Below are 1,403 nucleotides of genomic sequence, written 5' to 3'. Positions count from 1 at the left end.
ATAAAAAAACTAAAACTATCGTTTTAGCAAAAAAAGAAATTGGTTCTGAAAGTTTAGAAACAAACGAACAGGTTGACGAGTCAACAGAGGTTGCTGTTGAAAGCCAATCAGAGCAAATCGAAACGTTAGAAATAAACCAACCTCCTATTCACGAGCAAGAGAATGTTCCCCAAAAAGCAAAACGAGCGAAAGCTAATCGCGGTTGTCGATTGCCTGCGGATTTTGAACCCGATTACGATTTTGCACTTGCAGAGGGTTTGCCTCCAGAGCGTGTCAAAGTCGAAATCGCAAAGTTTCGAGATTATTGGCGTTCAAAAGCTGGAGCAAATGCAACCAAAATCGATTGGCAAGCAACATGGCGTAACTGGGTACGCAAGGCGATTGATGATTTAGAAAAAACAAAAAACACAAACAATAATGGTGGAAACAATGGAAACTTTTCAAAAGATCAAAGAACTCGCGCTGGTACCGGAGAGACAATCCGTAATCTTATCGGTGCAACACAGCTTAGTGACGCCTCTACAAGATACCGTGCAACAGATAGAGAAATGTGTAACTCTGGAGTTACCATGGACCTTGATCAATGGCAGTCAATTGACAAAAACCCTAGAGAAACAAGCTTTAGAAGCTTATCAGACTGTTCAAAACTTACTTACCTTGAAAGCATCTGTTGAAGACATAGCAGAGGCTCTTGATGTGCTTGAAGGTGGTTTGACAATGCAAAAAGTTTCGAATGTAGAAGCGCGTGCAAAGGCTTATATCGCTGCTCTTAACGGCATTTCACTCTGGTCTTTATTGCAAGCCGTTAAAAATCTTATACGTGGTGAGGCAAAAGGCATGTCCACAACATTTGTTCCCTCTTGTGCTGATCTTGCGCAGTATTGTCGCGATTTAGAAAGCAGGCTTTATGGTGCTGCTGAGAAAGTTTTTATCGCTGTTGAAAATACGCGGAACAAAGCACTGGGTGGTAAACGTATTTCATTCATGAGAATAGGCAAGCCTAGTGAAGAGTGTCATAACAGTAGCAGTTCCAAAGCAGCCTAAAAACAGCAAAATAGTGAAAAGTGCTGATCATTTTACGATTAGACATGCGTTTAAATCGACAAAAAGGTACCTTACAAAGCGATTTAAAGATTTTATGATAAATCAACATCTACAATATAAAACGCTCTGTATGATCAAATTTAAGACAAATAGACCAATTGGTAAAATTAGGATTAAAGCATGTTCATTTTTAAACATTTATTCTTAACAATCCGTAAACAACCCATGCGAAAAAAGTGGGTTGCAACAGCTGTTGGTTATGTTCCTTGGGGGGACGGAGCAGAGGAGTATTTTTACAACCTCTACGAATATGAAGACGGTACAAGAGAGTGTGAAAAGTTTGATGGTGGTCAGTATTA

The 1,403-nt window shown here is 39.6% G+C and carries 1 protein-coding gene and 1 pseudogene; both read left to right on the top strand.

Annotation, left to right across the window (positions count from 1 at the left end; translation table 11 throughout):
* A pseudogene (locus tag PVV60_RS10505) lies at positions 1-674 on the top strand (hypothetical protein); the annotation flags it as partial.
* A complete protein-coding gene (locus PVV60_RS10500) occupies positions 658-1,044 on the top strand; it encodes a hypothetical protein (RefSeq protein WP_273724673.1) in 387 nt (128 codons plus the stop codon). The pseudogene PVV60_RS10505 and the gene PVV60_RS10500, both read left to right, overlap by 17 nt.
* Positions 1,045-1,403 lie beyond the last annotated feature (359 nt).

The sequence above is a fragment of the Bartonella sp. AU18XJBT genome (assembly GCF_028618595.1).
Taxonomy (GTDB): Bacteria; Pseudomonadota; Alphaproteobacteria; order Rhizobiales; family Rhizobiaceae; genus Bartonella.
This window is presented reverse-complemented; position numbering and strand designations above follow the sequence as displayed.